Genomic DNA, 11,583 nt, shown 5'->3' on the forward strand with positions numbered 1-11,583 from the left:
CAAAAGCATCGTCCCGATAGACCAAAGACCGACGATGCATTAACATTCAAATTGGACCACTCGATGGGGGCACATCATTGAAAGTAACCTTCTCGAAGGTGTCGCAGGTAACACAACACTTGGTTGATTGCAGGCCGCTAGCGCAGCTTTTTGGTAGCGTGGATTTAATCCATGATACAAGGGGCAATCGACTATACATCAACAGAACCAACCTTTTCTTGGACACCCAAGACACACCGTTTCGACACCGCTCATATTCAACGAAACCGCCTGAATTCTTCAAATTGGCTGGCTTCAAGCGTAGTTATTTTCGCGGCAACTTGCGGAATGTGGTCGACACCACGAATCCGCCTAATGCTTTCAAGAGGTACCGGAGAGATTGGTTCGATGCCATCCAATTGGATTGCGCATCCTAACTCGCAGTCACCAAAATATTGGAAAAACAAGTTCTTTGAGACCGCCGCTTCAGTTTGATAGCGCGCCCAAAGCTGATGTGGTGCATCATAGTCGATGGCAACAATAGTTGCTGTAGCGACGAGCGCACCCACAGGTAATGTTGAGTAAATCCAAAGCCGCGAACCTAGCGGCAAAGACATGAACCGCCGACGCAGCTCAACTGTCTTTACACCACTGACGATGTTCGCCGCATGATCGGAATGAATTGAAATCATCGCGTGAGATTCAGCGTCCACTGGCCCAACCCCGATCAAAGATTTTCTGCGCAGCGGCAGTCGCAATGACTGTCGCAGTCTGTAAATTTTGAGTCCCGGCTGCACCTAACTCCTGAAGCACGTCGAGGCTAACCGGATGAGGGAAACGCAACAGTGAACTGAAACTCGTCATAGTGACCTCCCCACTGGCGGAAAAACGGTCGACACTTTCGACTACTGTTTTCTTCATGTCGGATCGACCTGTTTCGTTTTTTCGTTGTACCACTACGTTGTCGACTCGTGCCGCAGCGACCACAGCTCCTCGCCCACCAGTTCGGGACGACTCATAGAACATAATGATTTGATTTGTCTTGAATAAGTTCTTGCTACGACCGCTGCTCACATAAATCTTCTTAGAGCGGAAGGCACCTTCGTACTGATCCAGCAAGCTGATTTGCGGGGACGTTCCAAGAAGCTCGTCAGCGTAAGCCCGGCCGATGGGTTGGATGCTGACCCGCCGATTGTTGGCGACAATCAGCGTCGGACTCATAAAGCCCTCGATACTTTGAAACTTTTGTTCGTCAGCCTCTAAAAGCTCATCAAAATCCTCAAACTCAGAAGGAAGCAAGTGCGACTGCCCTCAACCGTAGGCCAATCTGGTACGATCCGCGAGTGCGGAAAAGCTAGTGGGAGTGATGGGCGCGCCCAAGGCAGCTTTACCTAAAACCTGTTCGGAGTCGCCGGGCAGAAAGCCAGACTGAAGAGCTATTTTTCGTACTGCTATTTGGCCGGGGACGTCGTCTAGGTTGATCAGATTCAATCCGGCCCGCCCGATTGCATCGACTTTGTGGCCCAGCAACATGTCGGCTATGAGATCGGCATTCACACGTTCCTGATCCACGAGCAGCAGAACCCGATGTGCGTCACCAAGTGTTGTCGGAGTACGCGAAGCAAGCAATCCTATTGCGTTTTGCCTGTCGTCATAAGTAGCCAAAAAGTGCCCCGAAGCTCTTGTCGCGTGAGGGTCGAAATAGCTTTGCTCAAGGCCCTTGGGGAGCAGCTTCTTCGCAATGTCGTATGCGACTTCCGCGCTCACTGCACAGACGTGGAAACCCTCCCCTCTTGTTGGCTTGAAGTCATCCATCAACTCAGTCGCTGCGATTGCATCGTGGAAATCGTCAAGCGCAACCACTTCGAGCCCCCATGTCTCGCGGATCATGCGACGATTTCTTAACAACACGCCATCGCTGCTTACGAAGGCTGCTGCGTTTCCAGCAATACACTCAGCAAGATGTTGGCAGTCACTCAGCGCTTGGGGCGACCCTGCCTGCGAAGGCTTCTTTGTTTCGAATACAGACGTATGAATGCTTGTGGCCAATTCTTTATGCTTGGCGTCAGCGACAACGCGCAATCTCGGAAGTGCATTCGCCAGTTTTAAGAGTGGATCTTCCCGCACGTCGGTGCTTGAGCGACTAAGCTCGTTGGAAAATTCCGATGTAACAGCTATCCTCACTCTACCGTCTAGCGCAGCAGTAAAGACCCCTGACGCAATTTCGTAATGCGACCGTCGCTGTTTTAGCAGGTCGAAGAGAACATTGATGTCGATAACCCAAAGATTGGAATGTGCGTCTGTTCGTGGCAACAGCAGCACACTTTGCTTGGGTGACATGGCGGTCAGAAGATTTGGACCTTTTAGGGTTCTTTCACGAACTACGATTTCCCGTTTTCGAGCCGTACCGCCCGACTGTGTCCGAACCTTAAGAAAACAGTTCTTTTCATAGAACTTCTGGGCAACGTGCAGGTCCAATGCCGGTTTTGCCAATACAGCCAAATAGCCTTCGGATTCGAGCTTTGCTATCACGTGGTCGATTAGAAACTGGGCAACGCCCTGCCGTAGGAATGCCGGACTAACCGCAACTGCTTGAATCCGTCCATTTGGAAACACTCCTCCAAATACAACAAATCCAACCATTGTTTCGGAGCCGTCTTTGCTGGCAATCGCGCCGATCAAACGACCACGCCAGATTGCGTCTTCAAGGCTACTAGGAGGCCAGAATCCAATTTCAGTTTTGTAATTGTCGGCGATGGCAACCAGGCTGTCCAGATGCCTAACTAGATCATGTGGTTTTTCGATTAATCTCATAGACACAACGCTTTTTTTGTCAGAATGGGAAAAAGAGGGTGTCAGCGCAACCTGTAGATGACGTAAATGTTTGCTTGGAGGTGTCGCATTTGCGACTTGCACGACCGAACTCACTAACCGGATGAAGGCCTTAGTCACGGACAATCGGTGACCACAGTGATCTTTCTATTGGCGACTAAAAAACTGGATGCGTTTCACCTTGGTGGCTCAAAATGCTACCCGAACGATACCCGCAACAAAATCTTCAAACCTGAGAGATTCGCCATAGCGCAGTAAGGGGTTGATATTAATTGATTTAAATGGTGCCCGGGGGCGGAATCGAACCACCGACACGAGGATTTTCAATCCGGCACCAATGCTGCAAAATTAAATGGTTGTGGCAAACCGCAGTGTCAAACCCACTACGGCAAATCAAATGCTTACAAGGCATTTGTCAAACCTAATACCGGCGCTGACAAAGCCAAAAACACCCGTTCCGCAATGTCGCGTTTTGCCAAGAATGGGCACAAGCGTGTTTGCCGTAGCCTTGGCTATGCGCTGACGCTCGCGACGCCCAAAGCTTGGGTGGATCTGTCAGTTATTCTCACCTTGCGTCTCACCAAAGCCGAGCGCGCCGGGTTGGCCTATGCCGCCCTCATCAGCATGGATGCGGACGACGCGCATGACGTCGCCTCTCTGGCCCTGTTCGGCACGAGCCGGGGAGGGGGCCAGTGACGCAGCGCTGCCTTGATCACCTGCTGTTTTACATGCCGCGTTTGTCCCGCACCGCCGGGAGCGCATGGGAACGCCAGTTTGCCGCCAATATGGCCCGCCGCGCCCGGTGGAAAAACTGGAACCCCACACAGAAGCAACTGGAGGCCATGCAGGGCATGGTTTCCCGCCTCTTTGATGAAGACCCCCAAGACGTAATCGAGATCGAGAAAGAAGGCTCCAGCGCCGCCTGATTGGCGCTGTCGATGCGTGGACGGTTCAGACGGTGGCACGCACCGAAACTATTGGCACACCACGGGGTGGGGACACAGGCCAAAGCGCAGCCCGAAAGGTCGAAGCGCGTCCCCCGGCGTCAATCCAAGCGCCGCAAGTAGCGACTGAGCCTCCGGCATGGATCGTCGGGACTGGAGGCGCCTGAAAGCGATGGGTCGGCTCCGTTGAGCAGGATCTTCACGCTGAAGGCTAGGGACCAGCTCGGCCAGCTTGGCCGGGGCTGGTCGCCCTATGCCTTCTGCTCCGGGTCTCACCATTGAGCAGTAGGGACTTGGTGCAACGTTAGAGAATATAGAGAGAGAGCAGCAATGAACGATAACTGGAAAAAACTGAGCGACATCATCAAGGCTATGAAGGACGGGCCGCGTGATGAGTAACTGGCCCTACTGCACCAGCGCATGGAAGCGATTGCGCCTCGCCAAGCTGGATGAATGCCCGCTGTGCTTTGCCTGCAAGCAACGTGGCCAAGTGGTCGAAGCCACAACCGTCGATCACATCAAGCCCATCAGCCAAGGCGGTGATCCATTCCCCGAACTGTGTGGTCTCATGTCTCTGTGCGAACGCTGCCACAATGAGAAAACCTCCGGCTTTGATCGCACCAAAGGCAACGCAACCGGACGCCGTTTCAAAGGCTGTGACGCGAACGGCAACCCGATAGATCCTGCCGATGGGTGGTGGGGGCACTCTTAATCACGAGAAACATCCCGCCTCCGAAACCGAGGGGGGAGACGCGTAAATACTTAATTAGGTTATACAAAATGGGACAACGAGGCAAAGGCGCAAAACCAAAACTCGCGGTGATCGCGGACAACCCGCAAGGCAGCTTTGGCTTTGCCGCTAGCGAGGTTTCCCCGCTCCGCACCGTCCTGCCATGGGAACACCCCGGTTTGAGCCGCGTGGAGCGTGTCATCGCCTTTCTGGAGGATTTGCCGATCACGCAAGGGAGCCTCGCCGGAAGCAAGCTCAAGGTGCGCGACTGGCAGCGCGAATTCCTCGAAGCCATCTATGCAGAGGATGCAGACGGTCTGCGCCCGGTACGCACGGCGGTTCTGTCCATGGCGCGCAAGAACGGCAAAACCCAGCTGGTGGCCGGTCTGGGACTGTGCCACCTACTGGGGCCAGAGGCGGAGAGCCGGGGCGAGGTCTACGCCGCAGCGAACGACAAGGCGCAGGCGGGCAAGACCTTCTCGGAAATGGTCGCTATCCTCGATGAACACCCGGAACTGGACGCCCGCGTCAACGTGGTGAAGTTCAGCAAGCGCATCGAGGTTCTGTCCGGTCAGGGCAAAGGGTCGATCTTCCAAGCCCTCTCTGCCGACGCCAGCACTAAACAGGGCCTCTCCCCCAGCTTCACCATCTACGACGAGCTCGGCACCGCTCCCAAGCGAGATCTCTATGAGGCACTCGACACGGCCATGGGCGCGCGTGTCAACCCGCTCCTGTGCGTCATCAGCACCCAAGCCGCCGATGACCATGCTGTTATGTCCGAACTGGTGGACTACGGCCACAAGGTGAACTCTGGCGAGGTCGATGATCCCAGCTTTCATATGACGTTCTACGGGGCCGACGCCAATGATGACCCGTGGATTGAGGAGACTTGGCATAAGGCCAACCCGGCCCTTGGTGACTTCCGCTCTCTGGAGGATGTGAGGCGGCAGGCAGGCCAAGCGCAGCGGATGCCCTCAAAGGAGCAAGCCTTTCGCAACCTGATCCTGAACCAACGTGTGGACGCGCACGTGCGTTTCCTCGCCAAAGCGGAATGGGACGCCAACGCGGGCGAGGTGGAGTTCAAGGCGCTGGAGGGGCGGCAATGTTGGGGCGGGCTGGATCTGTCGCAGTCCCGCGACCTGACCGCCTTTGTCCTGGTCTTTCCCGATGGGGCTGGTGGCTTTGATCTGCTGCCCCGGTTCTTCCTGCCTGAGCAGGGCATACGCGAGAAATCAGAACAAGACCGAGTGCCTTATGACCTCTGGGCGCGTCAGGGCTTTCTGACCCTCATTCCCGGCCCGGTGGTCGATCCGTCCTTTGTGGCCGAGGCGATTGCCGATGCTTGCCTGACCTATGATGTGCAGATGATCGCTTATGACCGCTGGCGCATCGAGGATCTGAAACGCGAGCTGGGCAAGATGGGGGCAGAACCGCCGCTGGAACCCTTCGGGCAGGGCTTCCGCGATATGGCCCCCGCCGTTGACCGGCTGGAGCGTGCGGTGGCCGAGGCCCGCCTGCGCCATGCGTCCAATCCGGTGCTGACCTATTGCGCGGCCAATGCGGTGGTGGAGATGGACCCGGCAGGGAACCGGAAGCTAGACAAGGGCAAATCAAGCGGGCGCATTGATGGGATTGTTGCGCTCGCTATGGCCTTAGCGGTTGTGGATCGCGAAGGTGAGGAAGATCTTCCCCTGTGCTTGGCTGAGCTACTTTAAATGTTTCCCAGAGATCCATGCTCAACCACTCAAAAGGCATCCCTTTCACAACATACCAAATGAAAAACAAAACTGCGCCCCACAGTATGCATTTCAACTGCCTGCTCTCAAATTCTTCCCACTGCTCTATTCCTGCATCAATTTCATCGCTTTTGGCGCTAAACTCTTCAAAAGATGATTGCGCCCCAGAGTCTTGGCTCTCAATGAGACCCTTCGTCTTTAAGTACAATGCGTTATATTGCAGGTTTCTTTCCAGATGGCTTTCCTGAGTGTGGCTGATTTGGATGCCCGCATAAAAACCTCTGCCCCATACTATCAGAGCAATGAGAAGCGCAACGTTCTCCAGATTAGCCGAAAAATCAGTTATTCTGGTCATTGCGAAGCCAATCGCAGCTCCGCAAGTCGTTGAAAGGTACGTATGCCTTTTTTCTCGAACAGTGGCGATTTTGGTAGCCAGCTCATTTCTAACCGCTGTCAAAACAGGCCTTTCTAAATTTCTTGCTTCATTAATCTAACACCTACTCCACCACCATTCTCAGGTATGAACTCAATACCCTCACCTTCCAAGACGCTTTGGAGCCTATTGATTGCATCGGTTGAAGGATAGGGCTTACCTGCACCTTCCGCCCTCTTAACAGTCATACTCGAAACGCCAGCTTTTTCAGCGACATACGCTTGTGACAACCCTTTCAAAGCGCGGGCCGCTCTGAGTTGTTCCGGTGTTGGCATACTTTCCTCTTGTTCCAAAGGGAACATTGCAATATGTTCCCTTTGGAACATACCCCAATTCGGAGAACCGAACAATGCCCAAAAAACGCGTTTGCGCGACCAGTGAAACTGTGTCCGCCGCCATAGACCCCGTTGTCCCGCTCTACCGCGCCTGGTGTCGCGCCCGCCGAGACTGGCTCGCAGTCTCAGAGGAACCCGGCAATGAAGATTGGGACAACGCCGAGAGCAAAGACGCCGAAAGCAGAGAGGAAGCCGCCTTCTGGGAATTGATCAAGCTCACACCCTGTTCGACCCCGGGGATCGCCGCCTTTGCCCATGTCCTCTGGACCTTAGCTGGCCCCGGTTCAGCAGAGGATAACCCGGCGTTTGAAAAGGAATGCGCCATGCCCGATGCCTTGCTCATCGCCGGGATCTGGCGTGCAGCTGGTGGCGAGCAATTGGGAAGCCTGTCAGGCTAACCTCAAGAAACTCCAAAAGGGTCACGAGACCCTTACGCTTGACGGCGGGCGAATAAGGTCATATGAACCTATATAAGGACACTTGACCATTTAAAGGAAACCGACATGGACCTGTCAGCGAAATATACCCTCTCTTATGTCAGTCAATTTACCGAAATTCCCGCCGCGACACTGCAAAACTGGCTGAAACGCAATGTTGTGGTTGGGCACAGGTCCGACGCTGGGGGGGGATCTCAGGGCAGGCATCGCCTTTTCTCATTCTTCTCAATCATGCAGTTCGCCATCACGAAAGAGCTTCTTGATGCAGGCATGGGGAGCGCAAGCGAAGCTGCGAAACATGCTATTGAGTTTGCGCATTCGAGTGAAGGCGAAGGTGTGGATGGCCTACCGGAACGCAACCCGTCTTTTCCTTTTCATTACAGCCACGGAGATACGCTCTTTGCTGTTGGTCCCGAAGACACTGCGGTCGAACTGTGGACGTATGATGGGAACCGCGACACATACGGCAAACTCCGTTCTCGTGTCGGCAAAGGGTTTGTCGTCATTGATGCATCGGATGTTTTCAACCGGGTTTGCGCACGGATGAACCTGCACCCGATTGAAGTTCTCGATCAGATCTATCCGAACTGCACAAAATAATACCGGCCAGCGCGGCACTAGTTTGGCGACCGGGCCGCGCTGACCTTCCACCTCAATTCCTAAGGAAGGAACTAAGATGCCCTCTCTTAACCTGCGTGAACTGCAAGAGTCACGCGGCAATAAAATTGCCGAAATGAACACCATCCACGACAAGGCCGCGAAGGAGAACCGCGACCTGTCGGGCGAAGAGCGTAAGCGCTTTGATGATCTGGACGCCGAGGTGCGCAGCCTCAACAGCCGTTTGACCGATGCGCAGAAGCTCGCAGAGTTCGAGCGTATGGAAGCCCGCGGCGAAACCTTGCACCAGGACGCCGAGGCCCGCCGCTCTCTGGAAGGCTACTCCGTGCGTAAGGCCCTGATGGAGGTTCGCTCCGGGCATCTGTCCGGCGTCGAGGCTGAATGGCATCAGGAGTTGGCGAAAGACCGGGGCGAGGTCCGGGGCGTGATGGTCCCGACCGAGATCCTTTTGGGCGGTGAGGCCCGCGCCCTGACCTCCGCTGGGACTGCTGGCAACCTGATCCAGACCGATCTGGCCACCATGACCGACCGTCGCCGCGCCGCGCTCAAGGTCGAAGGCATGGGCGCGACTGTCCTGCGTGGCCTGACTGGCAATCTTGAACTGCCCCGCCTTGTTGGCTCTGGCGCGGCTGGTTGGGTGTCGGAGCATACCAACGGCAACCGCAGCGATGCCAATTTTGCCAAGAAGGGCATGGGGCCGAAGACTGTCACGGCAGAATATGAACTTTCCCGCCGGATGTTGTTGCAGTCCAATCAAGCGCTTGAGCCGATCCTGCGTGCCGATCTGTCCTATCTGCTGGCACAGGCATTGGATGGCGCAGGCATCAAAGGCGGTGGTGCAGATGAGCCGACTGGCATCCTTGCAGACGCCAATGTCCAGAAAGTCGATGGCGGGGCGTTTAGCTCTGACATTGCCGCCGACCTGATCGCAGCGCTGGAGACCGACAACGTGACAGGCTCCACTGGCTTTCTGACCAACAAGACGGTGATGAACACCGCGCGCAAAATCAAAGACGCTGACGGGCGTAATATCCCGCTGTCTGAACTGTTCCACAATGAGCGCGTGGAAAGCTCGACGCAGGTGCCTGACAACATCGGGGCCACCAATGACAAGAACGCTTTGATTTATGGCGAATGGGCCAGCCTCTACGTCGGCTACTGGTCTGGCGTGGATCTGATGATGAACCCGTTCCACAGCGACGTTGCCAGTAAGGGCGGTGCTATCCTGCATGCCTTCCTCGATGCGGATGTGGTGGTGCGCCACGCCGAGGGCTTCCGCTATGCGGAGATCGACTGATGGTGACGTTTGAGCAACTCAAAGCCCATTGCCGCCTCGAGGAAACCGACTTTGATGGTGAGCTTCAGATCGCATTGGACGCAGCGAAAGACCATATCGCGTCAATTGGCGTAGATCTGACCACAGACCCGATCCCTCCGGCATTGGACCAAGCGGTGTTGATGCTTGCAGCACACCTCTGGCGCAGCAAAGGCGATTCTTCGTTTTCCGAAGCTCCCTATTTGCCGGCCACGGTAGATCGCCTGATTGCACCTTATCGGAGCTTTTCGCTGTGATTGAGAAGCGCTTTCAAACCACAGAACTCAGAGCCAAGGGACGCCGCCTCGAAGGGTACGCGGCCCTTTTCGGCTCTGAGGCGCGTATCGGGGGCGGCGTTGTTGAAACCATCGCCCCCGGTGCGTTTGCGCGCACCCTGACACAGCGTGCGGACATTCTGGCGCTGGTGGATCACGACCCTACCCGCGTGCTTGCCCGCACCCGCTCCGGCTCGCTGCGTCTGTCTGAGGACACGCGCGGCCTCACCTTTGACTTGGATGTGCCGGACACGCAGGCGGGCCGGGATGTGCTGACCCTTGCCGAGCGTGGAGATCTGGGCGGGATGTCTTTCGGCTTTGAAGCCATTGATGAGCATGTAGACGGGGCGCGGCGTGAGCTGCGCGCCGTGGATCTGTTCGAAATCAGCGTTGTCGCAGCCTTCCCCGCTTATGAGGGCACGGTGATCAATGCCCGTTCTCAACCCGCTGGGTATCCGGTGCGGGACGCCGCTGCCCGCCGCCTGCGCATTCTGGAGTTGCTGAAATGAGCATTCTTTCCCGCATTCTGGGGCGTGAACAGCGCGAAACCGTAGCCACCTCTGACCCAAGCCTTGCCGAGTTTCTGGGCCAGCGTGTGAATGGGGCAGGTTTTGTAGATCCGGCGCGCGCCTCTGGCTTGGCCGTGGCGCAAGCCTGTATTTCGGTTATTAGCCAGAACCTCGCCGCCATGCCGATGAACGTCTACGCGCGCAGCGACAACGGTGGTCGCGAGCGGGCGGCAAGCCACCCGCTCTATGGTGTCTTGCACGACCAGTTCAACGCTCAGATGACCGCATTCGAAGGCCGCGAGTTTTTGCTGGTCTCTTTGCTCACCAATGGCAACGCCTATGCCCGGATTGAGACAAACGCACGCGGCCAAGTGATTGCCCTTCACCCGCTGCACCCGTCGCTGGTAACGGTTGAACGCCTGCAAAATGGTCGCCTGCGCTACCGTGTGAGCGATGCCAAAGGCTTGTCCCGCGCCCATCTGCAAGATGAGATCCTGCACCTGCGTTATCGTCTCGGCTCCGATGGGGTGATGGGTGTCTCTCCTATTCAGTTGGCGCGTGAGACATTCTCTCTGGCGCTGACACAGCAAGAGCAGGCCACACGGCAGGCGAGTCGGGCGTTTCGTGCTGAGGGGGCACTGGTATTCCCTCAGTCTATCGGGGGCGAAAAGAAAGCCGGGGCTTTGGAAGCCCTGCGCGATCGCGTCGAAGGCCAAGTAGACACCTCTGGGATTTTGGTTCTGGACGGTGGTGTGGATTGGAAAAGCCTCTCTATCACCGCCAAAGATGCCGAGTTTTTGGACAGCCGCAAACTGTCCAACATGGACGTGGCGCGGACCTTCAGTGTGCCGCCGACTGTCGTCGGCATTACCGACAACGCCACTTATTCGAACGTGGATGGGGAGAGCCGTGCGCTTGTTGTGCGCTGTCTTGCCCCCATGGCCCGCCGGGTTGAGCAAGCCATGAACGTGGCTCTCCTGACCACAGAGGGGCGCAAACGCTACTTTGTGGAGCATGATCTGGCAGGGCTTATGCGCGGCGATATGAAAGCCCGTTATGAGGCGTACCGTATCGGCCGGGAATGGGGTTGGCTCAGCCCGAACGACATTCGCGCATGGGAAAACCTCAAGGACATCGAGGGCGGTCAAGAATACCTGTCGCCGCTGAATATGACCGTCTTAGGCAAACGTGAGGACCGTGAAGATGGGTAATGCAAACCTCAATATCAGCGTCATCGACAAGCGGATGCTGAAGCAGTCTGAGGCGGCGGATTACACCGGACTGCCTATTAAACACTTCAAGACCACGTGCCCGGTCCAGCCATTGGAAATTCGCCCCGGCACCAATCTCTGGGACAAGCGCGATTTGGACAAGTGGATTGATGCAATGAAGGAAGGGACAGAACTGGCAACGCATGATGCCATTCTGGACAGGTTGTAA

General features: G+C 56.0%; 16 protein-coding genes. 11 read left to right on the plus strand and 5 right to left on the minus strand.

The annotated features are described in order from the left end of the window. Window positions 1-257: 257 nt before the first annotated feature. From R0J92_RS12975 to R0J92_RS12985, 3 genes are read right to left on the minus strand one after another with little or no spacing between them, the layout of a single operon-like run. Complete coding sequence (locus R0J92_RS12975) at window positions 258-692, minus strand: ASCH domain-containing protein (RefSeq protein ID WP_411051969.1); 435 nt, start codon at window positions 690-692, stop codon at window positions 258-260. Beyond that, complete coding sequence (locus R0J92_RS12980; protein WP_411051970.1) at window positions 682-1,278, minus strand: hypothetical protein; 597 nt, start codon at window positions 1,276-1,278, stop codon at window positions 682-684. Before R0J92_RS12980 ends, R0J92_RS12975 begins: the two co-directional genes overlap by 11 nt. Window positions 1,279-1,290: 12 nt before the next feature. Beyond that, window positions 1,291-2,931, minus strand: a complete 1,641-nt coding sequence (locus tag R0J92_RS12985; protein ID WP_411051971.1) for a GNAT family N-acetyltransferase — start codon at window positions 2,929-2,931, stop codon at window positions 1,291-1,293. A 342-nt stretch (window positions 2,932-3,273) separates the two neighbouring features. Here R0J92_RS12985 and R0J92_RS12990 point away from each other — a divergent pair, with 342 nt between their 5' ends. From R0J92_RS12990 to R0J92_RS13005, 4 genes are all read left to right on the plus strand, one after another. Next, a complete protein-coding gene (locus R0J92_RS12990; RefSeq protein WP_411051972.1) occupies window positions 3,274-3,507 on the plus strand; it encodes a hypothetical protein in 234 nt (77 codons plus the stop codon). Beyond that, entirely contained in the window at window positions 3,504-3,737 is a 234-nt protein-coding gene (locus R0J92_RS12995) for a hypothetical protein (protein WP_411051973.1), read from the plus strand. Before R0J92_RS12990 ends, R0J92_RS12995 begins: the two co-directional genes overlap by 4 nt. A 409-nt stretch (window positions 3,738-4,146) precedes the next feature. Next, window positions 4,147-4,467 carry an HNH endonuclease gene (locus R0J92_RS13000; protein ID WP_411051974.1) on the plus strand — a complete coding sequence of 107 codons (321 nt, stop codon included), beginning with the start codon at window positions 4,147-4,149 and terminating at the stop codon, window positions 4,465-4,467. Window positions 4,468-4,535: 68 nt separating this feature from the next. After that, window positions 4,536-6,200 carry a terminase large subunit gene (locus R0J92_RS13005; protein ID WP_411051975.1) on the plus strand — a complete coding sequence of 555 codons (1,665 nt, stop codon included), beginning with the start codon at window positions 4,536-4,538 and terminating at the stop codon, window positions 6,198-6,200. Here R0J92_RS13005 and R0J92_RS13010 read toward each other — a convergent pair. Continuing rightward, on the minus strand, window positions 6,130-6,576 hold the full coding sequence (locus R0J92_RS13010; RefSeq protein ID WP_411051976.1) for a hypothetical protein: 447 nt from the start codon (window positions 6,574-6,576) through the stop codon (window positions 6,130-6,132). The genes R0J92_RS13005 and R0J92_RS13010 overlap by 71 nt on opposite strands. A gap of 113 nt (window positions 6,577-6,689) precedes the next feature. Beyond that, window positions 6,690-6,980: a helix-turn-helix domain-containing protein gene (locus tag R0J92_RS13015; RefSeq protein ID WP_411051977.1), complete on the minus strand. Its 291-nt coding sequence runs from the start codon at window positions 6,978-6,980 to the stop codon at window positions 6,690-6,692. Between the two features lie 59 nt (window positions 6,981-7,039). Between R0J92_RS13015 and R0J92_RS13020 the strand changes: the two genes are divergently transcribed. From R0J92_RS13020 to R0J92_RS13050, 7 genes are all read left to right on the plus strand, one after another. Continuing rightward, on the plus strand, window positions 7,040-7,387 hold the full coding sequence (locus R0J92_RS13020; protein ID WP_411051978.1) for a hypothetical protein: 348 nt from the start codon (window positions 7,040-7,042) through the stop codon (window positions 7,385-7,387). 105 nt (window positions 7,388-7,492) lie between these two features. Beyond that, a complete protein-coding gene (locus R0J92_RS13025; protein ID WP_411051979.1) occupies window positions 7,493-8,026 on the plus strand; it encodes a hypothetical protein in 534 nt (177 codons plus the stop codon). Between the two features lie 76 nt (window positions 8,027-8,102). Then, window positions 8,103-9,341, plus strand: coding sequence for a phage major capsid protein (locus tag R0J92_RS13030; RefSeq protein WP_411051980.1), 1,239 nt, complete (start codon window positions 8,103-8,105; stop codon window positions 9,339-9,341). Continuing rightward, window positions 9,341-9,616, plus strand: coding sequence for a head-tail connector protein (locus tag R0J92_RS13035; protein WP_411051981.1), 276 nt, complete (start codon window positions 9,341-9,343; stop codon window positions 9,614-9,616). The genes R0J92_RS13030 and R0J92_RS13035 overlap by 1 nt, the downstream gene beginning before the upstream one ends. Then, window positions 9,613-10,143, plus strand: coding sequence for an HK97 family phage prohead protease (locus R0J92_RS13040; protein ID WP_081286754.1), 531 nt, complete (start codon window positions 9,613-9,615; stop codon window positions 10,141-10,143). Before R0J92_RS13035 ends, R0J92_RS13040 begins: the two co-directional genes overlap by 4 nt. Further along, complete coding sequence (locus tag R0J92_RS13045; RefSeq protein WP_411051982.1) at window positions 10,140-11,354, plus strand: phage portal protein; 1,215 nt, start codon at window positions 10,140-10,142, stop codon at window positions 11,352-11,354. Before R0J92_RS13040 ends, R0J92_RS13045 begins: the two co-directional genes overlap by 4 nt. After that, window positions 11,347-11,583 (plus strand): hypothetical protein, encoded by a 237-nt coding sequence (locus R0J92_RS13050; RefSeq protein WP_065324584.1) that lies wholly within the window; start codon window positions 11,347-11,349, stop codon window positions 11,581-11,583. Before R0J92_RS13045 ends, R0J92_RS13050 begins: the two co-directional genes overlap by 8 nt.

This window comes from Tritonibacter sp. SIMBA_163, assembly GCF_046535935.1.
GTDB classification, from domain to species: domain Bacteria; phylum Pseudomonadota; class Alphaproteobacteria; order Rhodobacterales; family Rhodobacteraceae; genus Epibacterium; species Epibacterium scottomollicae.